Annotated in this window: 3 protein-coding genes; all 3 read left to right on the top strand. The window is 69.3% G+C overall.

What is annotated here, in order from left to right; all coding sequences use genetic code 11:
• Positions 1 to 99 precede the first annotated feature (99 nt).
• Genes OHZ10_RS33645 through OHZ10_RS33635 form a run of 3 tightly spaced genes read left to right on the top strand, consistent with a single transcriptional unit; the run spans position 100 to position 21,220 of the window.
• Positions 100 to 4,497: a beta-ketoacyl synthase N-terminal-like domain-containing protein gene (locus OHZ10_RS33645; RefSeq protein ID WP_342706343.1), complete on the top strand. Its 4,398-nt coding sequence runs from the start codon at positions 100 to 102 to the stop codon at positions 4,495 to 4,497.
• The gene (locus OHZ10_RS33640; protein WP_342706342.1) at positions 4,494 to 7,817 is read left to right on the top strand and encodes a type I polyketide synthase; all 3,324 of its coding nucleotides are present in this window, start codon (positions 4,494 to 4,496) and stop codon (positions 7,815 to 7,817) included. The genes OHZ10_RS33645 and OHZ10_RS33640 overlap by 4 nt, the downstream gene beginning before the upstream one ends.
• Positions 7,814 to 21,220: a non-ribosomal peptide synthetase/type I polyketide synthase gene (locus OHZ10_RS33635; protein ID WP_342706341.1), complete on the top strand. Its 13,407-nt coding sequence runs from the start codon at positions 7,814 to 7,816 to the stop codon at positions 21,218 to 21,220. Before OHZ10_RS33640 ends, OHZ10_RS33635 begins: the two co-directional genes overlap by 4 nt.
• Positions 21,221 to 21,223: the final 3 nt, after the last annotated feature.

The following is a 21,223-nucleotide window of genomic DNA, read 5'->3' as shown; positions in this document are numbered from 1 at the left end:
GGCCTGCATGACGGACTGTCTTTGCCCGTCGGAATGAACGCACGGATTCACAAGTGACGTGCATTCAAATCAACGTTTGGCAGACAACGAAGGTTGAGTATGCTTCCCGATACAAAATTCAGGACTGTTACGGAAATTCTGCAGTTTCGCGGCAAGGTCGAACCGGAGAAGACGGCATTCATTTTTCTCGATAACGGCGAATCGGAACTCGCCCGACTCACGTATGGCGACCTGGACAAGCGCGCGCGCGGCATCGCCGCCAGCCTGCAGGAGATTGCGCAACCGGGCGATCGCGTCCTGCTGGTCTATCCGCCCGGGCTGGAATTCATCTGCGCGTGGGTGGGATGCCTGTACGCCGGCCTGATCGGCGTGCCCGCCTATCCGCCGCGCAGGAATCGTCCCGCCGATCGCCTCAAGTCGATCGTGGCCGATGCCGGGCCGGTCGTCGCGCTGACCGACGCAGCCACGCTCGGCGGCATCGCGCATCGCGCGGACGGTTATTCCGACACGCTGGAACTGCGGATCCTCGCGACCGATCGGGGCTTCGACGCACCGGCCGAGCAATGGCGCGCGCCGGACATCACGCCGCAGACGCTGGCGCTGCTGCAATACACATCGGGGTCCACCGGTACGCCCAAAGGCGTGATGATCAGTCATGCGAACATTCTGAGCAACATGGCGGTCATCGCCGAGGCCAGCGATGCCGATGCGTCGGCCGTGTTCGTGAGCTGGCTCCCGGTGTTTCACGACATGGGTTTCTTCGGGAAGGTGCTGTTGCCGATCTATCTCGGCGTGCTGTCGGTGCTGATGGCGCCGGCGGCGTTCGTGCAGAAACCGCACCGCTGGCTGAAAGCCATCACGAAGTATCGCGGCACGCATTGCGCGGCGCCGGATTTCGCGTACGACCTGTGCGCACGCAAGATTTCGGACGAAGCCCGCGAACAGCTGGATCTGAGCAGCTGGCGGGTGGCATTCAACGGCGCGGAACCGGTGCGTGCGGAATCGGTAGCGCGTTTTTCGCGCGCATTCGCATCGCGCGGCTTCCACGCGGAAACCATGCGCCCGGTCTACGGCATGGCCGAGGCGACCTTGTTCATCTCCGGCCAGCCGGCGCGCTCGCAGCCGCTCGTGGCCGACTTCGACGCCGACGATCTCGCGCAAGGCGTCGCGACCAGAAGCGCGCACGGCAAGCGCCACGCGCTCGTCTCATGCGGCCGCGCCTGGGCGGGGCATCGCCTGCAGATAGTGAACCCGGAGACCGGTCAGCGCTGCCCGCCCGGCCGAATCGGAGAAATCTGGTTGACTGGCACGAGCGTCGGCATCGGCTACTGGAACCGCGCCGAGGAAACGGAGCGCACCTTCCGCGCGAGGCTGGACGGCGATGACGCGCGCTACCTGCGCACGGGCGATCTCGGCTTCGTCGATGGCGAGCACCTCTTCGTCACCGGCCGCCTGAAAGACCTGATCATCGTCGCGGGCCGCAATCACTACCCGCAGGATCTCGAGCAATCGGCCGAGGCAAGCCACCCCGCGCTGGCGCCCGCCGCGTCAGCGGCGTTCTCGATCAACGTCGATAACGTGGAGCGGGTCGTCGTCGCCGCTGAAGTGCGCCGCGAAGCGCTCGCCACGCTGAATGCCGAAGCCGTCGCCACGGCGATCCGGCGCCAGCTCGCCGAAGTGCACGATGTCGATCTGTATGCGGCGATCCTGTTGAAACCCGCGACGATCCTGCGCACGTCCAGCGGGAAAATCCAGCGCAGCCGAATCCGGCAGGCCTTCGTCGATGAACAGGGGCTCGCGATCGCGGGCGAATGGCGGCGTTCGTTCTCCCGGGAGGCCGCACGCCCGGCCACCGCGGTGCGCGGCACGCAGGAACTGGTGCAGTGGTGCATCGAGCGGGTCGCGCATCTGTCGGGCATCGCGCCCGGCAAGCTCGACCCCGACGCGCCGTTCAGCACCTTCGGGCTCGATTCGAAAGACGCGATCCTGCTCTCGGGCGAGTTGCAGGACTGGCTCGGGCAGCCGGTCTCGCCTACCGTCGTCTACGATTTCCCGAGCATTGCGCTGCTGGCGCGCCATTTCTGCGGCGCCGGGCATGCGGCGTCGGACGACGCGCCCGTTGCCGCCGCACGCACGGATATCGCCATCGTCGGCATGGGATGCCGCTTCCCCGGCGCCAGTGATCCCGACGCATTCTGGCAGCGCCTGCTGGCAGGCCATGACGCGGTCGGCGCATCGAACGCGCGCGCCGGCGGCCTGCCGACCACGGGATTGCTGGACCAGGTCGATCAGTTCGATGCGGAATTCTTCGGCATCAGCGCCCGCGAGGCCGAAACGATGGACCCGCAGCAGCGCCTGCTTCTCGAGGTGGCGTGGGAGACGTTCGAGCACGCGGGGATCGTGCCCCGGCATCTCGCCGGCAGCCGCACCGCGGTCATCGTCGGCATCAGCAATTCCGACTACGTCCGGCTGGCGCAGGACGAAGACGCGGATGTCGGCCCGTATGTCGCGACCGGCAATGCGCTCAGCGTCGCCGCCAACCGCATTGCCTACACGCTCGATCTGCGCGGCCCGAGCTGGGCGGTCGACACCGCGTGTTCGTCGTCGCTCGTCGCGGTTCACCACGCGTGCCGCGCGCTGCAGCGCGGCGAGAGCGATGCAGCGCTTGCCGGCGGGGTCAACCTGATCCTGGCGCCGCAATTGAGCGCATCCTTCACGCAGGCGGGCATGCTGTCGCCGGATGGCCGCTGCAAGGCATTCGACGCGGATGCCAACGGCTATGTGCGCGGAGAAGGCGTGGGCATGGTGCTGCTCAAGCGTCTCGACGATGCGCTCGCGAACGGCGACACCGTGTTCGCCGTGATCCGCGGCTCGGCGGTGAACCAGGATGGCCGCAGCAACGGTCTGACCGCGCCGAACGGCCCGGCTCAGCAGGCCGTGATTCGCAGCGCGCTGCGCGATGCCGGCGTGCGGCCGCAGGACATCGGCTTCGTCGAGGCGCACGGAACGGGCACGCCGCTGGGCGACCCCATCGAGCTGAACGCGCTGACGGCCGTGCTGGGTGAATCGCGCCAGCCTGAAGCGCGCTGCTGGATCGGTTCGGTGAAGACCAACATCGGCCACCTGGAATCGGCAGCGGGCATCGCGAGCCTGATCAAGGCCACGCTGGCGCTGCACCATCGCGCCATTCCGCCGAACCTCCATTTCCGGTCGCTCAATCCGCATATCGCGCTCGACGACACGCCGTTCCGCATTCCGCAGCAGGTCGTGCCCTGGCATCCGGAACACGGGCCGCGCGTGGCCGGCGTGAGTTCGTTCGGCTTCGGCGGCACCAATGCGCACATGATCCTGTCCGAAGCGCCGCACGCCGGAGCGGTCGAAGACGACCCGGCGGCGCCCGCGACGCACGTCGTGACACTCTCCGCGCGCACGCCCGAAGCGTTGCAAGCGCTGGCGGCGTCCTATGCCGCGTATTTCGACGCCCATCCCGAGGTCCGCTTGCGGGAGGTCGCGTCGACGGCGAACACCGGGCGCACCCATTTCACGCGGCGGGCGGCCATCGTCGCATCGAGTCTCGGTGCGTTGCGTTCACGGCTGCATGCCGTGTCGGCCGGCGAGGCCGCCGACACACCGCCCGCGGTGACGTTTCACTTTTCCGCCGACGACGGCGCCAGCGCCGATGCGATTCGGCAATTGCGCGCGGCGAGCCCCGCTTTCAGCGCGCTGATGCAGCAGCAACCGGACGCGGCCGAGGCCGGCTTCACGGCATTCCAGCGCGCGCTCGCGCAACTGTGGATGTCCTTCGGCATCACGCCGGACGCCGTCAGCAGCGCGGGCGACGGGCATCGCGCCGCGGCCTCGCTGGCGGACGTGCCGCAGGCCCCGGACGGCGTGGCGGCGGGCACCCCCGGCATCGTCATCGAGATCGGCGCGCATGCGGCCGCCTGGGACGCGATCCTGCACACGCTCGCCGAGCTTTACGTGCGCGGCGCATCGGTCAACTGGCATGCCGTCGAGCAGCCCGCCCCGTCCCGCCGGCTCGCGCTGCCGACCTATCCGTTCGAGCGTCGCGGCTTCTGGCTCAACCCGCGCGCGCCCCGGCATCCGTTGCTCGGGCGGCGCATGGCGCAGCACGCGCATTTGCCCGGCACGTGGATCTGGGAGTCGAGTCTCGACGCGCCGGACACCGCCTTTCTCGCCGGTCATCGCGTGAAAGGGCCGCCCGTACTGCCCTATTCCGCCTATGTGGAAATGGCGCTGGCGGCCACCGCGGAGATCGGCGCCGACGGCCATACCACGCTGAAGGACCTCGCACTGCATGCGCCGTTGCCGCTGCATCCGCATGCATCGCGCGCCGTGCAGACCGTGCTGAGCCGCCAGTCCTGGGGGCCGTTTTCGTTTGCCGTCTATCACCGGATCGAGGACACGAGCGCTGCCGCGACATGGCAGATCTGCGCCAGTGCCGAAATTCACGAATCGGATCGGAGCCACGCATGAAATTCGGCCTGATGTTCTTCGCCAGCAGTGAAGAGGCGCTGTCCGGCAACAAGTACCAGCTCGTGATGGAGAGCGCGCGCTTCGCCGATGCGAACGGGTTCTCCAGCGTCTGGGTGCCGGAGCGCCATTTCACCGAATTCGGCTCGCTGTACCCGAATCCCGCCGTCCTTCACGCGGCCCTCGCCGCAGTCACCGGACGCGTGCAGCTGGTCGCGGGCAGCGTGGTCGCCGCGCTGCACAACCCGATCCGGATCGCGGAAGAGTGGTCGATGGTGGACAACCTGTCGAACGGCCGCGTGGGCGTGTCGTTCGCCTCCGGATGGAATCCGGACGACTTCGTGCTCGCGCCCGACAAATACGCGACCCGGCAGGACGACATGCTGACCACGCTGCGCACCGTCCGGAATCTGTGGCGGGGCGGATCGCTGAATGCGAACAATGGCGTCGGCAAGCCGGTGCAATTGCGCATCTACCCGACGCCGGTGCAGCCGGAACTGCCCGTCTGGGTGACCGCCGCCGGCAATCCGCAGACGTTCGTCCGCGCCGGCGAAGTCGGCGCCAACCTGCTGACCCACGTGCTCGACCAGGACCGGGACCAGCTCGCGCACAAGATCGCCCTCTACCGCGAGGCGCGCGCGAAGCACGGCTTCGACCCGGCGACCGGCACCGTGTCGGTGATGCTGCACACGTTCGTCGGCGACGATGCGACGCGGGTGCGCGAGCAGGCGCGCGCGCCGTTCTGCAACTACATCCGCAGCAATATCGGACTGCTGAACGGACTGGCGCAAAGCCGTGGCCAGTCGGTGGACGTGCGCGCGATGGGGGCGCGCGAACTGGACGAATTCGTCGAGTTTCTCTATGAACGCTTCGCGCAATCGCGCGGCCTCATCGGCACGCCGGAAACCTGCGTCGACCTGGTGCAGGACCTCGCGTCGATCGGCGTGGACGAAGTGGCATGCCTGCTCGATTTCGGTCCGCCGGTCGAGCTGATCCTGGGCAATCTTCCTCACCTGCGCCGGCTGCGGGAAATGTGCGCGCCCAAACGGCGCGCCGAGCCGGCGAGATTCGATGCCGCCGAGGTGCAGGCGCGCTGCACCGAAACGACGTCGGGCGCGGACTTCAATGGCGAAATCCGGCAGTACGGCGTGCAGATCGACGGCGTGTTCGATGCGATCCGGCAGATCTGGCGCACGGCCGGCGAGGCGCTGGGGAAAATCAGCCTGCCGGCCGACGCGCTGGCGTCGTCGCAATTTCAGGTGCACCCGGCGTTTCTCGATGCGTGCAGCCGCGTGCTCGCGGCCGCCATCGATCCGGACGCGCTGGAGGCCGGCGACCTGTACCTGCCCAGTTCGATCGGTGCGGTACGGGTTCATCAGCCGCCGTCGTCAGCGCAGGCTTGGAGTCACGCGACGCTGCGCAAGCCGGCCGGGCAACACGCGCTGGAGGGCGATATCCGCGTCCACGACCTCGCCGGCCGGCTGCTGATCGAGATCGATGCGCTGCGGTTGCAGCAGGTGCGCGCCGGGCGCGCGGTCGAGCGGCACGACTTCGCCGCCCTGCTTTATCGGCGAGTCTGGAGACCGTCGAGCGTCGAAGCGGCAACCGGCGCTTCGGCGCATGGCGAGTGGCTGATTCTCGCGGACCGCGGTGGCGTCGGCGCGCAACTGTCGGCCCTGCTGGAAAGCGCGGGCGATACGTGTGTGCTGCAGTTCGCCGACGCGAGCGCGGCGCTGCCCGCGCTCGACCGGCCGCTGAAGGGCGTCATCCATCTGTGGAGTCTCGATCTCGCGCCCGCCGATATCGCTGCGAGACGGCGCGCCAGCGCGAGCGTGCTGCAACTGGTCAGGGCGCTGGCGGCGCGCGCGCCGTCGGCCCGGCAGGCGCGTCTGTGGCTGGTGACGTCGGGTGCGATGAACGTGCTGGACGGCGAATCGACCGCCGTGGCGCAGGCGCCGCTGTGGGGGTTGGGCCGGGCGATCGCGGTGGAGCATGCGCCGCTGTGGGGCGGCCTGATCGACCTCGATCCCGCGCAGCCGTCGGCGACGGACATCGTGCAGGCGGTGCTGGCTGGCGGCCGTGAAGACATGATCGCGTTTCGCGGCGGACAGCGCCACGTCGCGCGCATCGCCCGCGACAATCGCGAATTCGTTAGCCACCGGCCGGTCAGGTTCCACCCTGACGCAACCTATCTGGTGACCGGCGGGCTCGGCGGGCTCGGCCTGCGGCTCGCGGCCTGGCTCGCCGGCAACGGCGCCGGCAAGGTCGTGCTGCTCGGGCGCAGCGAGCCTTCCGCCGCCGCCGAAAAGATCCTGCAGACGCTCGACGCCCGCTTCATTCGCGCCGATCTGTCGCGTCGCGAGGACGTCGCGGACGCGATCGGCGAAATCGCGCGTTCGATGCCGCCGCTCAAGGGGGTGTTTCACCTCGCCGGCACGCTCGACGATGCGCTGCTGACCCGCCAGGACGATGACTTCTTCCATCGCGCCGGCAGCGGCAAGGCCGATGGCGCGTGGTATCTGCACGAGCTGACGGCCGACCTGCCGCTCGACCATTTCGTGCTGTTCTCGTCGATGGCCGCGCTGATCACCATGCCGGGCCAGAGCAACTACGCGGCGGCGAACAGCTTCCTCGACGCCCTTGCGCAGCATCGGCGCGCGCAGGGAAAACCGGCACTCAGCGTCAACTGGGGCCCGTGGGCCGAGATCGGCCACGCCGCCACCGACTACGGACGGCGCGCGCATGAACAGCTGGGTGCGCTCGGCGTGGGCACGCTGTCGCCCGAACTGGCCATCGCGACCCTCGAACGGCTGATGGCGTCCGGCGTTGCCCAGTCCGGGGTCGCGCGCATCGACTGGCCGACGCTGTTCCGGGTCGATGCGCCGGCTGCCGGATCGGCGTTGTTTTCCGAGCTGGCGCAACCGGCCGCGCAGCCTGCGCAGCAGGAGACGGCATTGCTGCGCCAGCTGCATGCGTGCGCGCCGCGCGAGCGGCTCGAGCTCATCGCCGGCACGCTCGCGAAGATGCTGGCCGAGACGTTGCGTCTGCCCGGGCCGGACGCCATTGCGCCCGCGCAATCGCTGCTCGATCTCGGCCTGGATTCGCTGATCGCGCTCGAACTGACCGACCGTCTCACCAAGGTGTTCGGCAGGCCGTTTCGCGCGACGCTGTTCTTTTCCTATCCGAACCTGCAAGCGCTCGCCCAGTACGTGCTCGGCGAACTGTCACCGTCGCTCCCCGCGCCTGTCGTCGACGAAGCATCGGACGACCTCGACGAGGACGACCTTTCCGAACTGATCGCGCAGGAGATCGGCGCCCAATGAACGCCAAGGCCACGCATGCACTGAAAGCCGCGCTCGACGAACTGCGCCAGCGGCGCGCGGAAATCGCGGCGCTGCGCTCGGACCGCAATGAACCGATCGCCATCATCGGCATGGCTTGCCGCTTCCCCGGCCGCAGCGATACGCCGGACGCGTTCTGGCAATTGCTCGACAACGCGCGCGATGCCGTCACCGAAGTGCCCGGCGAACGCTGGGACATCGATCGCTATTACGACCCCGATCCGTCCGCGCCCGGCAAGATGGCGACCCGCCACGGCGCGTTTCTCGAACGCGTCGATCAGTTCGATGCGGCGTTCTTCGGGATCGCGCCGCGCGAAGCGACCTATCTCGATCCGCAGCAACGGCTCCTGCTCGAAGTGGCCTGGGAGGCGCTCGAGAATGCCCATCTCGCGCCCGAGCGCTTCCGGCAGTCCGCCACGGGCGTGTACGTCGGCATTACCTGCTTCGACCATGCGATCCAGGTATCCAATGCGGCGATGCCGTCGAGCAGCTATGCCGGCACGGGCAGCGCGCTGAACATGGCCGCCGGCCGGCTGTCGTTCGTGCTGGGCCTCACCGGCCCGAGCATGGCGATCGATACGGCCTGCTCGTCGTCGCTGGTCTGCCTGCACCTCGCCTGCGAAAGCCTGCGCTCGCGCGAAACCGGCATGGCGCTCGCGGGCGGCGTCAACCTGATGCTGTCGCCCGAGGTCATGGTCAGTTTCTCGCAAGCGCGCATGCTGTCGCCGGACGGACGCTGCAAGACCTTCGACGCATCGGCGGACGGCTACGTGCGCGGCGAAGGGTGCGGCATGGTCGTGCTCAAGCGCCTCGCCGACGCGCTCGCGGACGGCGACCGGGTGCTCGGCATCGTGCGTGGCACGGCGGTCGACCAGGGCGGCGGCGGCGGCGGGCTGACCGTGCCGAGCCGCGATTCGCAGGAGCGGGTGATACGCCGCGCGCTGAACCAGGCTGGCCTCGCGCCGGGCGACGTCTCCTATGTCGAGGCCCACGGCACCGGGACTTCCCTCGGCGACCCGATCGAGGTCGAAGCGCTGGCGGGCGTCTACGGTCCCGGCCGCACGGCGAGCGAGCCGCTCGTGATCGGGTCGGTCAAGACCAATATCGGGCATCTCGAATCCGCGTCCGGCATCGCCGGCCTGATCAAGGTCCTGCTGTCGTTCGAGCACGACCGGATTCCGGCGCACCTGCATTTCACGCAACCCAATCCGCATACGCCGTGGCAGGCGATCCCGATCCGCGTCGCGGCCGATCCGGTCGCATGGCGTCGCGGCGAGCGCCGGCGAATCGCCGGGGTCAGCGCGTTCGGATTCAGCGGCACCAATGCGCACGCGATCGTCGAGGAACCGCCGGTCGCACCGGCGCACGCGGCGCAGCGCCAGTTGCTGCTGCTGTCGGCCAGATCCGAAGCGGCGCTGGCGGCGCTCGCGTCACGCTACGAGCGCACGATCGCCGGCGCGACGCCGCAGGAGCAGGCCGCCATCTGCCGCGCCGCCGCCACCGGACGGAGTCATTATCCGTTTCGCGCGGCCTATGTGTCGGGCGGGCGGAGCGCGTCGGCGGCCGTGGCGCGCACGGGCAAGCCGTTGCGCCTGGGCGCCCTGTTCGGCGTGCCGGGCACCGGCGCCGCGCGCGCGCTCCACGCATCGGAACCGCTGTTTCGCGATGCCTTCGACCGTTGCGCGGTGCCGCTGGAGGCGCTCGATACCGACGCGGGCCGTTTCGCGGCCCAGTTCGCGTGGGCGGAACTGTGGAAGGAATGGGGCATCCGGCCGGCCGTCGTGTCGGGACACGGCATCGGCGAATATGTGGCGGCCTGCGTGGCGGGTGTCGTGAGCATGGCCGACGCGCTGCGCCTCGTGGCCGCCCGCCGGGACGCCGACGCGTTGCGCGCTGCGCTTCATGACATGCCGCTCGCACGGCCGTCGGTCCGCCTGATTTCCGGCTGTCTCGGCGCGGAGGTGACCGACGAGGTGACGCACCCGCAGTACTGGCTGCAGCTTGCCGGTGCGCCGGATCAGGCCGACGCGCCGCACGTGCCGGAGGGGCTCGCCGACGGCTGGCTGCCGCCGCCGTGCGCCGGCGAGGCACTGGAGCACGCACTCGCGGCCCTGTACGTGCAGGGCGGGCAATTCGACTGGCACGCGCTGTTCCCGGCGCCGGCCCAGCCTGCCACGACCTTGCCGAACTATCCGTTCGAGCGGCAGCGTTTCAGCCTGGAGAAGATCCCGTCGCCCGTCGTCGGCATGGATGCCGACAGCATCGACGCCGCGTTGCGGCACCTCAAGTCGTCCGGCAAATACCCGGAAGACGTGCTGAACCTCTTTCCGGACCTGCTCAGGGCCGCGTTCACCCCGGCCGAACCCGGCGCCCCGGCCGCGCCTCCGCTCTATCGCGTGGTGTGGGAGCAGCAAGCCGCGTTGCCGCCGGCCCGGCTCGCCGTCGATGCGTCTGCGTGGCTGATCTTCGCGGACGGAAGCGGGGTCGGCGAGCGGCTCGCCGCGCTGCTGCGCGCGCACGGCGCATCGTGCGCGCTGGTACGCCCCGGCCGCGACTATGGCGGTGGCGCGGAAGCGGGTTGGCAGGTCGCGCCCGAGCAGCCGGACCATTTCGTGCGCTTGCTGAACGAGACCGCCGCGCCCGGGCAGCGCATCGTCTTTTTATGGGCGCTGGACGAAGCCGTAGGCACGTCGCGCATGTCCACCGCGCTGCTGCATCTCGTGCACGCGCGGGCCGGCAGCGAGCGCGCCGGGACGCCTTCGATCGGGCCCAGGATCTCGGTGGTCACGCGCGACGCGGTGGAAGCCGGCGAAGCGCCCCGCGTCACCGGGCTCGCACAGGCTGCCTTGTCGGGCCTGGCACGCGGGGCGATGATCGAGCATCCGGAATGGTTCGGCACGGCGATCGATCTCGATCCGGCCGCGCCGGCGGACGAGACGCAGGCGCTGCTTCAGGAACTGCTCGGCGAGCACCGCGAAGAACAGGTGGCGTTGCGGCGCGACGTGCGCCATGTCGCACGCCTGAGCCCGCTCGCGCAAGCCGACACGGCCGCGCTGCGGGTCGATCCGGACGCGGCCTACCTGATCACCGGCGGGTTCGGCGCGCTCGGGCTGCACACCGCGCGATGGCTGGCGGCGCGCGGCGCGGGCACGCTGATCCTGGTCGGCCGTCAAGGGGCGGCGAGCGACGAGAGCCGGCAGGCGATCGCCGAGCTGCGCGAGCGCAATGTGTCACTGCACTGCGAGCGCCTCGATATCGCGGATCCGGTGGCGGTCGCCGATTTCTTCGCCGCGCTGCAGCGCGACGGCGTGCCGCTGCGGGGCATCGTGCATGCGGCCGGCATCGTCGGCTACAAGCCGATCGTGCAGGTCGAGCGCGCGGAACTCGACGCGGTCCTGGAACCCAAGGTCGCCGGCGCGTGGCTGCTTCATCAGCACAGCGCGCCCTTCCCGCTCGATTTCTTCATCCTGTTTTCGTCGATCGCATCCGCATGGGGCTCGCGCGACCAGGCGCACTACAGTGCCGCGAACCGCTTCCTCGACGCGCTCGCGCATCATCGCCGCGCGCTGGGCCTGCCGGCCCTGAGCGTGAACTGGGGGCCCTGGGCGCAAGGCGGCATGACGTTCCCCGAGGCGGAAGCGCTGCTGCGGCGCGTCGGCATCCGGCCGCTGGCGGCGGATCGCGCGCTCGACCTGCTGGATCGCCTCCCCGCCGTGCCGCAGGCGGCGGTCGTCGATATCGACCTGGCGCTGTTCCAGGCCTCGTACGAGGCGCGCGGGCCCCGCCCCTTCCTCGACCGCGTGCGGGTGGCCGGCCCCGCCACGGGCGCGCAGGCGATGCCGGCATTGCGCGACGCATCGCCGCGCGAGCGCAAGCGTCTGCTGGCGGACAGCATCGACCGCGCAGTGGCCCAGGTGCTCGGCTACGAAACGGAGGCGCTGGATCGCAATCTCGGCTTCTTCGAGATGGGCATGGATTCGCTGATGGCGCTGGACGTGCGCACGCTCGTCGAAAAGGCGCTGGGCATCCCGTTGCCGGTCGCGCTGCTGTTCGATCATCCGACGGTCAACGCCCTCGCCGATTTCCTGGCGGAGCAGTCGTCCGGCACGACGCCGGACGCGCACGCGGCGCCGACGGAGGTCGTGCAGCCGCGGCCGGCCGTGGCGACCGTGGCGGCCCGCGAGACCGGTACGCCGGAGCCGATCGCGATCGTCGGCATGAGTTGCCGTTTTCCGGGCGCCGCGCACGACCTCGATGCCTACTGGCAGCTGTTGAACGACGGCGTGGATGCGATTTCCGAAGTGCCGCGCGAGCGCTGGGACGTCGACGCGTACTACGACCCCGATCCGGAAGCGCCGGGGCGCTTGTACTGCCGCTTCGGCGGTTTCCTAGACGACGTCGACCAGTTCGATCCTGCCTTCTTCCGTATCACGCCGCGCGAAGCGGCCGCGATGGACCCGCAGCAGCGCCTGTTGCTCGAAGTCAGTCACGAAGCGCTGGAGCATGCCGGGATTCCCGTCGACGGGCTCAAGGGCAGCCGGACCGGCGTCTTCGTCGGCATCACCACCAACGACTACGCGAACCTGCAGCTTCGCAACGGCGGCGGCAGCGGCATCGACGGCTATTTCTTCACCGGCAATCCGCTCAACACGGCGGCCGGCCGCATCTCCTATGGACTGGGCGTGCAGGGACCGAGCATGGCGATCGACACCGCCTGCTCGTCGTCGCTCACCGCGATCCATCTCGCCAGCCAGAATCTGCGAAGCGGCGAATGCGATCTCGCGATCGCGGGCGGCGTCAACCTGATCCTCTCGCCGGACAACTCCATTGCCGTGTCGCGCACGCGGGCGCTGGCGCCGGACGGCCGCTGCAAGACCTTCGACGCGGCGGCGGACGGCTTCGTGCGCAGTGAAGGCTGCGGCGCGCTGGTGCTCAAGCGCCTGTCCGATGCGCTCGCCGCAGGCGATCGCGTGCTGGCCGTGCTGCGTGGTTCGGCCGTCAACCACGACGGCGCATCGAGCGGGTTTACCGCGCCGAACGGCCGCGCGCAGGAAGCCGTCATCCGCCAGGCGCTGGGCGGGCTGCCCGCCGCGTCCATCGATTACGTGGAAGCGCACGGCACCGGCACCCCGCTCGGCGATCCCGTCGAGGTGCAGGCGCTGGCGACGGTATTCGGCGAAGGCCGTGACGCGAGCCGCCGGCTGCGCGTCGGCTCGGTGAAGACCAACATCGGCCACACGGAATCCGCCGCCGGCATCGCGGGGGTCATCAAGGTCGTGCTGTCGCTGAACCACGGCCGCCTGCCCGCCCACCTGCATCTGCGCCGCCCGAACCCGCTGGTGCAGTGGGACGCGCTGCCCGTCGAGATCTGCACCGAGGCGAGCGCGTGGCCGCGCGGCGAGCGGCCACGGCGAGCCGGCGTGAGCGCGTTCGGCGCGAGCGGCACCAATGCGCACGTGGTGCTGGAAGAAGCCCCCGTGCCGGCGCAACGGGCGACACCGTCGAGACACAAGGTGCATCCGCTGGTGCTGTCGGGCAAGACGCCGGCGGCGTTGCGCGAGCTGGCCGGACGCTATCAGCGGCGGCTCGAAGCCGAACCGGGTCTCGATATCGCGGCCGTGGCGTTTTCTGCGGCGGCCGGCCGCTCGCCTTTCGCACACCGGCTGGCGCTGCCGGTGACGTCCGTCGAGGACGCCATCGACAAGCTGCGCGCCTTCCAGGCCAAGGAACCTGCGGGCGCGGCGCAGCCCGCGCCGCGCGTGAAGATGGCGTTCCTGTTCACCGGTCAGGGCTCGCAATACGCCGGCATGGGCCGCCGCCTGTATGACGCGTATCCGGTGTTCCGCGACGCAATCGACCGCTGCCGCGCGGTGGCCGATCCGCTGCTCGACAAGCCGTTGCTCGAGGTGCTGTCCGCGCCGTCCGAGGACATTCACCAGACCGGCTTCAGCCAGCCGGCCCTGTTCTCGCTGCAGTACGCGCTCACCACGTTGCTGGCGTCGTTCGGCGTGGTGCCCGACGCCGTGATGGGGCACAGCGTCGGCGAGTACGCGGCGGCTTGCGCGGCCGGCGTCTTCTCGCCGGAAGACGGCCTGCGGCTGATCGCCGAACGCGGCCGGTTGATGCAGGCATTGCCCCGCGACGGCGAGATGGCGGCGATTTTCACCGACCTCGCCACGGTCGAGCGCGCGATCGAAGCCTGTCCGCACGAGGTCGCGGTGGCGGCCGTCAACGGGCCGGCCAGCATCGTGATTTCCGGCAAGCGCGAGCGCATCGCACGGCTGGTCGACGCGTTTGCCGCGCAGGGCATCCGGTCCGTGCCGCTCAACACGTCGCACGCGTTTCACTCGCCGCTGCTCGAGCCGATGCTGGACAGCTTCCAGGCCGCGGCGAAAGCCGTGCCCGTCGCGCGCCCGGCCATCCCGTTCTATTCGAATCTCACGGGCGCCGCGATGGACGAGGCGCCCACCGACGCGTACTGGCGCCGCCACTGCCGGGAGCCGGTGCAGTTCGCAAGCAGCGTCGAGCGCCTCGCCGAAGCCGGTTTCAACGTGCTGGTCGAAATCGGTCCCAAGCCGGTGCTCGTCAACCTGGCCCGCGCGTGCTGCGCGCCGGATGCCGGGATCCAGTTCCTGGCCCTGCAGCGGCCGCAAGTCGAGCAGCAAGCGCTGATCGAAACGCTGTCGAGCCTTTATGCCCGGGGCGTCGATGTCGCCTGGGCCGCAACCGAAACACCCGCGCCCATGCGCGTCGCATTGCCGTCCTATCCCTTCCAACGCAGCCGTACCTGGTTTCAGAAAGCGGACACGTCCATGACTCAGACAAGCGCATCACCCATCGCTGCAACGCCGACCCACGACCGTAGCGGCGAGGTTCTCGAATGGCTTCGCGGCAAGATCGGCGAATTGATCCAGGCCGATCCCGCCACCATCAACATCGACCTGCCGTTCCTGGAAATGGGCGCCGACTCGATCGTGCTGATCGAGGCCATCCGGCACATCGAGAAACAGTACGGCGTGAAGCTGGCCATGCGTCGCTTCTTCGAAGACCTGGCGACGGTGCAGGCGCTCGCCGAGTATGTCGCGGACAATCTGCCGGCGGCCGCCGCGCCGTCCGAGGCAGAGGCCGTGGCCGCGACCGTGGGCGAGCCGTCCACGGTGGCGCTCGCGCCGTCCGCGGAGGTGCCGGCGCCGCTCGCCGCCGCGCCGGCGGAATGGGTGGCGGCCGAAGGCGGCTCCACGGTCGAGCGCGTGTTGCTGGAACAGAATCAGTTGCTGTCGCGCGTCATGAGCCAGCAGATGGAGCTGCTGCGCACGTCGCTGACCGGCCACGCCGACGTCCGGCCGGCGACGGTCGCCGCGCAAGCCGTCGCGAACGTCGCGAACGTCGCGAACGTCGCGGCCAAGGCCGCGACCGCGGTGCCGGCCGCCGCGCCCGCAGCGAAGCCCGCGCCGGCACCTGCGGCCGCGACCGACAACCGGCCGCCCAAGCCGATGATGCCGTGGGGCAGCCCGGTCGAACAGCGGGCGCGCGGCTTGTCCGCCGTACAGCAGGAGCATCTCGAAGCGCTGATCGCGCGCTACACGACGCGTACCCGGAAATCGAAGGAATCGGTGCAGGCGTCCCGCCCGGTGCTGGCCGACAGCCGGGCCACGGTCGGCTTCCGCTTTTCGACCAAGGAGATGCTGTATCCGATCGTCGGCGAGCGCGCGGCCGGTTCGCGGCTGTGGGACATCGACGGCAACGAGTACATCGATTTCACGATGGGCTTCGGCGTGCATCTGTTCGGCCACACGCCGGATTTCATCCAGCATCAGGTCAGCCGCGAATGGCAACGCCCGCTCGAACTGGGCGCACGCTCCAGCCTCGTCGGCGAAGTGGCCGCGCGCTTTGCCCGCGTCACCGGCCTCGATCGCGTCGCGTTCTCGAACACCGGTACCGAGGCGGTCATGACCGCGATGCGGCTCGCGCGCGCCGTGACCGGGCGCGACAAGATCGTGATGTTCACGCATTCGTATCACGGCCATGCCGACGGCACGCTCGCCGCGGCGAACGCGGAAGGCGTCACGGAAACCATCGCCCCCGGCGTGCCGTTCGGCTCGGTCGAGAACATGATCCTGCTCGACTACGGCAGCGACGCCGCGCTCGAGGCCATTCGCGGCATGGCGTCGACCCTGGCGGCCGTGATGGTGGAGCCGGTGCAGAGCCGCAACCCGTCCCTGCAGCCCGTCGCGTTTCTCAAGGAACTGCGCCGCATCACCGAAGAGGCCGGTGTCGCGCTGATCTTCGACGAAATGATCACCGGCTTCCGCGTCCATCCGGGCGGCTCGCAGGCCATGTTCGGCATCCGGGCCGATCTCGCGACGTACGGCAAGATCATCGGCGGCGGCCTGCCGCTGGGCGTCATCGCCGGCACCACCCGCTTCATGGACGCCATCGACGGCGGCATGTGGACCTACGGCGACCACTCGTTCCCGGTCGCGGACCGCACCGCGTTCGGCGGCACGTTCTGCCAGTACCCGCTGGCGATGGCGGCCGCGCTGGCCGTGCTGGAGAAGATCGAACAGGAAGGCCCGGCGCTGCAGGCCGCGCTCAACGAACGGACCGCGCAAATCGCCGGCACGTTGAATGCGTTCTTCGTGGAGGCCGAGGCGCCGATCAAGGTCACGTGGTTCGGCTCGATGTTCCGCTTCGAATTCACCGAGAACCTGGACCTGTTCTTCTATCACATGCTCGAAAAGGGCATCTACATCTGGGAATGGCGCACCTGCTTCCTCTCCACCGCGCATACGGACGCCGATGTCGACCGGTTTATCCGCGCGGTGAAGGACAGCGTCGCCGACCTGCGCCGGGGCGGCTTCATCCGGCCGCACTCGAAGCACGGCACGGTCGCCGCGCTGAGCGAAGCGCAACGCCAGCTGTGGGTGTTGTCGGAAATCGATCCCGAGGGCTCGCTGGGCTACAACGTCAACACCACCCTCGAACTGAAGGGCCGGCTCGACGAGGCCGCGATGCGCGCCGCCGTCCAGGGCCTGGTCGATCGACACGAGGCGCTGCGCACGACGGTGACGCCGGACGGGTCGGGCCAGATCGTGCATCCGTCGCTGACGCTGCGGATTCCGCTGATCGACGCGGACCAGGACGCGTGGCGGGACCAGGAAAGCCGCGAGCCGTTCGATCTGGTGAACGGCCCGCTCTTTCGCGCCGCGCTCGTGCGCGTCGACAGCGAACGTCACCTGCTGGTGATGACGGCCCATCACATCATCTGTGACGGCTCGACGTTCGGCATCCTGCTCGAGGATCTGGCCCGCGCGTATGCCGGCGCCGCGCCGGCTGCGGCGCCGCTCCAGTTTCGCGAATACCTGAAGCAGCTCGACACCCAGCGCCACAGCCCGGAAACGAAGGCGAATCGCGCGTACTGGCTCGCGCAGTGCGAGCGCCAGGCCGAACCGTTGAACCTTCCGGCCGACTACCCGCGGCCCGCGGTGAAGACGTTTCACGGCAAGCGCGTGTCGCTGCATCTGGACGCGGCGGCGGCCGCGCCGCTGCGCACCGCCGCCCGTCAGAACGGCTGCACGCTCTACATGGTGCTGCTTGCCGGCTTCAACCTGTTCCTGCACCGCATCGCCGGCCAGCAAGAGATTGTCACCGGCATCCCGGTGACCGGCCGTTCCGTGGCCGGCAGCGATCGCCTCGCCGGCTACTGCACGCATCTGCTGCCACTGCGCTCCACGCTGCCCGAGCAGGCCACCGTGGCCAGCTTCCTGGCCGGCACCCGGCAGAACCTGCTCGACGCGCTCGAGCACCAGGACTATCCGTTCGCCGAGCTGGTCCGCGAAATCGGCGCGCAGCGCGATCTCAACGCCGCCCCGCTGGTATCGGCGGTCTTCAATCTGGAGCCCGTGTCGGCGCTGCCCGGCCTGCCGGGCCTGACGGTCGGCCTGGTCGCCCCGCTGATCCGCCACACCGCGTTCGATTTGAACGTCAACGTCCTCGACTCGGGGCAGGCACTCCTGATCGATTGCGACTACAACACCGATCTGTTCGACGAGAGCACCGTGGAGCGTTTCCTCGCGATCTACCGGACCCTGCTCGCGCGTCTCGCGGACGATGCGTCGGCCGTCGTTGCCCGGCTGCCGTTGACGAGCGAAGCGGAGCGGAACCTGCTGACCGTCGAGTGGAACCGGACCGGGACGGAGTTCGGCGAGGCCGCCGCGCAACCGCTGCACCGCCTGTTCGAACAGCAGGTCGCGCGCACGCCCGATGCCGTCGCCGCCGTCTATGACGACGCCACGCTCTCCTACGCCGAACTCAACCTGCGCGCCAACCGCCTCGCGCACCGGCTCATCGCGCTCGGCGTCGGGCCCGACGCCCTCGTCGGCGTCGCCATGGAGCGCTCGCTCGACATGATCGTCTCGCTCCTCGCGGTCCTCAAGGCCGGCGGCGCTTACGTCCCCGTCGACCCAGACTATCCCGCCGAGCGCGTGCGCTTCATGATCGAGCACGCGCAGTTGCGCTGGCTCCTCACCCAGCAACATCTGCGCGCCGCGCTGCCCGATACCGATGCCGACCTGATCGTCGTCGATTCCAACGAACTCGGCCTCGATCTCGACGCGGTAGCCAACCCCGAGCCCGATCTGAACGGCGACAACCTCGCCTACATGATCTACACGTCCGGTTCCACCGGCCGCCCCAAGGGCGCGCTCAACACCCATCGCGCGATCACCAACCGCATCCTCTGGATGCAGCACGCCTACTCGCTCGAGGACGACGACGCCGTCCTGCAGAAGACCCCGTTCAGCTTCGACGTCTCCGTCTGGGAATTCTTCTGGCCGCTCGTCACCGGTGCGCGACTCGTGTTCGCCCGACCCGGCGGACAGCGCGAGACCGACTATCTGGCCGCGCTCATCGAGCGCCAACGGATCACCACGATTCACTTCGTGCCGTCGATGCTGCGCGCCTTCCTCGACCATCCGGACCTCGACGCGCACTGCACGTCGCTGCGCCGCGTCGTGTGCAGCGGCGAGGCGCTGCCCTACGACCTGCAGCAGCGCTGCTTCGAGCGCCTGGACGTCGGGCTGTACAACCTCTACGGCCCCACGGAAGCCGCTGTCGACGTGAGCGCATGGACGTGCCGGCGCGACGACCCGCACCGCATCGTCCCGATCGGCCGGCCCATCGCCAATGCCCGCCTTCATATCGTCGACGCGCAGCTGCAGCCCACGCCGCTCGGCGTGGCGGGCGAACTGCTGATCGGCGGCACGCCGGTCGGGCTCGGCTATCACGGCGAACCGGAACTGAGCGCGGAGAAGTTCATCGCGGACCCGTTCTCGACCGACCCGCAGGCGCGCCTTTACCGTACCGGCGATCTCGCACGCTACCGCCCCGACGGCAACATCGAATTCCTCGGCCGCATCGATCACCAGATCAAGCTGCGCGGCCTGCGCATCGAGCCCGGTGAGATCGAGGCGGTACTGACCTCGCACCCGCTGGTCGACGCCGCCGTCGTGGCGGTGCGCGGCGTGGACGACGGCGCGAAACTCGTCGCATGGCTGTGCGCGTCGCACCCCGAAGCCGAACTGATCGAAGCGGTACGCGGCCATCTGCAGCAGCGGTTGCCGGATTACATGGTGCCGTCGGCGTTCGTCGTCGTGACCGCGTTCGAGACCCTGCCCAACGGCAAGCTCGATCGCGCCAGGCTGCCCGAACCCGGCGACGGCCCGGACCACGTTGCGCCCGCCAACGCGCTCGAAGCGCAGTTGACGGCCATCTGGCAGGAAGTGCTCGGCCAGGCCCGCATCAGTACGACCGCCAATTTCTTCGAGCTGGGCGGCAATTCGCTGTCCGCGACGAAGGTCGTCGCGCGCATCCGTCGCGATCTGCAGGCGAAACTGGAAATCCGCAGCCTGTTCGCGCACCCCACCATTTCGGGCCTCGCGAAGCGCATCGCCGATACGCAGCCGATCGATTACGTGCCCGTGACGCCGCTGCCGGCGCAGACGCACTACGAACTCTCTCCCGCCCAGACCCGGCTGTGGGTCCAGGATCGCCTCAATGCGGGGCAGGCCGGTGGGCCGCTGCCCACGTCCCTGCTGTTCGAGGGCGTGCTCGACGTGGATGCGCTCGTGCGTGCGTTCCGCGCGCTGAGCGAACGTCACGAGATCCTGCGCACGCGTTTCGTGCTGGCGGGCAATCAGCCGGTCCAGCAGGTGCTGCCGCCCGGCGAAGCAGCCTTCCCGGTCGAGGTCGTCAATCTGCAGGATGCCGAGGACCGGGACGCCCAGGTCATCTCGATCTACGAGAGCGAACGGCTCGCGCCGATGGATCTCGCCGCCGGCCCGCTCTTCCGCGTCAAGCTGCTCAGGTTGTCCGAAGTCCGGCACGTCTGCCTCTGCACGATGCATCACATCGTGAGCGACGGCTGGTCCACGGAGGTGCTGCTCGACGACCTGTCGAAGCTCTATGACGCGTTCGTCCAGCGTCGGGACAATCCGCTGCCCGCCCTCTCGATCCAGTACAAGGATTACGCCGGCTGGCTGAACCGCCTGCTCGCCGGGCCGGACGGCGCCCGCATGAAGGACTACTGGCTGGCCAAGCTGGGCGGCGGCCTGCGCGCGCTGGCACTGCCGGGCGACGTCGAGCAGCCGGCCGCGCCGAGCTGGAAAACCTGGCGGTTCGAACTGCCCGCCGCCGAGACGGCGGCGCTCGATGCGCTCGGCAAGCGTCACGGCGCGACCTTGTTCGTCGCGCTGCTGTCCGCCATCAAGGCGCTGTTCTACCGCCGTTCCGGCCAGGAGGACATCGTCGTCGGCACGCCGGTCGCGGGCCGCGAGCTGCCCGAACTCGAGGCGCAGGTCGGCCCCTACCTGAACGTGCTCGCGCTGCGCGATCGCGTCGCCGGCGACGACCGTTTCGACACGCTGCTGACCCGGGTGCGGGACACCACCCTCGAAGCGTTCTCCCATCCGCTGTATCCGCTGGATCGCCTGCTCGACGAACTGCACGTCAAACGCGTTGCGGGACGCAACCCGCTCTTCGACATCGGCCTGACGCTGCAGAACCAGCGCGAGGGCGCCGTCGATCGCTATGCGGGACAAGTGCACATTGCCGAGCGGCCGGACCACGATCCGCAACGCGCGGACACGGAAGCCGCGACGGACTTCTGGTTCCTGGCCGAGCCGCGCGCCGAGGGCCTCGCGATCAGCGTCGTCTATCACGCGGGGCGGTTCAGCGAGGCCCTGGTGCAAGGCCTTGCCGACGCGCTGACGTCCGTCATCGGCGAAGTGCTCGCCGATCCGGGCGTTCGCATCCGGAACCTGACCTTGGGACAACCTGCGCTGCACGCCGAAACCCGTCAGCCGACCGTCGAACTCAGCGCATTCTAAGGA

The organism is Burkholderia arboris (genome assembly GCF_038723655.1).
In the GTDB taxonomy this organism is placed as follows: Bacteria; Pseudomonadota; Gammaproteobacteria; order Burkholderiales; family Burkholderiaceae; genus Burkholderia; species Burkholderia arboris.
The sequence above is the reverse complement of the archived record's forward strand: the minus strand, read 5'-3'. Positions and strand labels throughout refer to the sequence as shown.